The sequence below is a fragment of the Streptomyces griseorubiginosus genome (genome assembly GCF_017614965.1).
In the GTDB taxonomy this organism is placed as follows: Bacteria; Actinomycetota; Actinomycetes; order Streptomycetales; family Streptomycetaceae; genus Streptomyces; species Streptomyces griseorubiginosus_B.
Genome location: NZ_WVUG01000645.1, coordinates 1 through 1,390, shown reverse-complemented (window position 1 = coordinate 1,390; position 1,390 = coordinate 1). Strand labels below are relative to the sequence as shown.

Annotated in this window: 1 protein-coding gene and 1 pseudogene; both read left to right on the top strand. The window is 70.2% G+C overall.

The genetic code is table 11. The features are described 5' to 3' along the window. Window positions 1-999: VWA domain-containing protein (locus GRC12_RS44465; protein ID WP_208786099.1), on the top strand; the 999-nt coding region annotated here is incomplete at its 5' end. Window positions 1,000-1,185: 186 nt separating this feature from the next. Further along, a pseudogene (locus GRC12_RS44460) lies at window positions 1,186-1,390 on the top strand (hypothetical protein); the annotation flags it as partial.

Here is a 1,390-nt window from a genome sequence, read left to right as displayed (position 1 = left end):
GGGCGGGACCGTTCGGCTGGGCTCGGGGCGTCGGCGCCCTCGGTGGCGCGATGGCTGGGAGACATCCGGACGTACTTCCCGTCCTCCGTCGTCCAGGTGATGCAGCGCGACGCCATCGACCGGCTCGGGCTGTCCACGCTGCTGCTGGAGCCGGAGATGCTGGAGGCGGTGGAGGCGGACGTGCACCTCGTCGGCACGCTGCTGTCCCTCAACAAGGCCATGCCGGAGACGACGAAGGAGACGGCGCGGGCGGTCGTGCGCAAGGTCGTCGACGATCTGGAGAAGCGGCTCGCGACCCGCACCAGGGCCACGCTCACCGGCGCCCTCGACCGCAGCGCCCGGATCAACCGGCCGCGCCACCACGACATCGACTGGAACCGCACCATCGCGGCCAACCTCAAGCACTACCTCCCCGAGTACCGCACGATCGTGCCCGAGCGGCTCATCGGATACGGGCGGGCGTCGCAGTCGGTGAAGAAGGAGGTCGTCCTCTGCATCGACCAGTCCGGCTCGATGGCGGCGTCCGTGGTCTACGCGTCGGTGTTCGGGGCGGTGCTCGCGTCCATGCGGTCGATCGACACACGGCTCGTCGTCTTCGACACGGCCGTCGTCGACCTCACCGACCAGCTCGACGACCCGGTGGACGTCCTGTTCGGCACCCAGCTCGGCGGCGGTACGGACATCAACCGGGCGCTCGCCTACTGCCAGTCGCAGATCACCCGGCCCGCCGAGACGGTGGTCGTGCTGATCAGCGACCTGTATGAGGGCGGGATACGCGACGAGATGCTCAAGCGGGTCGCCGCGATGAAGGCGTCCGGGGTGCAGTTCGTGGCGCTGCTCGCGCTGTCGGACGAAGGGGCGCCGGCGTACGACAGGGAGCACGCGGCCGCGCTCGCCGCGCTGGGGGCACCGGCGTTCGCCTGCACGCCCGATCTCTTCCCCGAGGTGATGGCTGCGGCGATCGAGAAGCGGCCCCTGCCGATACCGGAGGCGGGATGACGGCGGGCCTGGGCGTCGAGGTGTCCGCTGACGATTTGTCGACCAGTCGTCATCAGACTCCGAGCAGCAAAAGGGACATGACTACCCATCGGTAACGGAGGGCTTGCGCAACCTCCGGACAGGCGTGCAAGTATCGACGCCTTCTCGACCGAGACCGTTCCGCAGCACGGGAGGATCGACCCCCTCTTGACCTGGCCACCAGCCTTGCCCGGCGCCGTTCTGCGCGTGATGCGCACGGCGTTCGCCCGGCGTGCGCTGCAAGTGGCGCTGCTGGCGGGCGGGTTGATCGCACTCGGTTTCCTCTGCGGGGAGCGGGCGCACGCGGCGGAGGGGGTGCCGGTGACGTCCGCACGGCCGGCCGGGCCGCTCGCTGCGGTGAATGGCGTGCGGG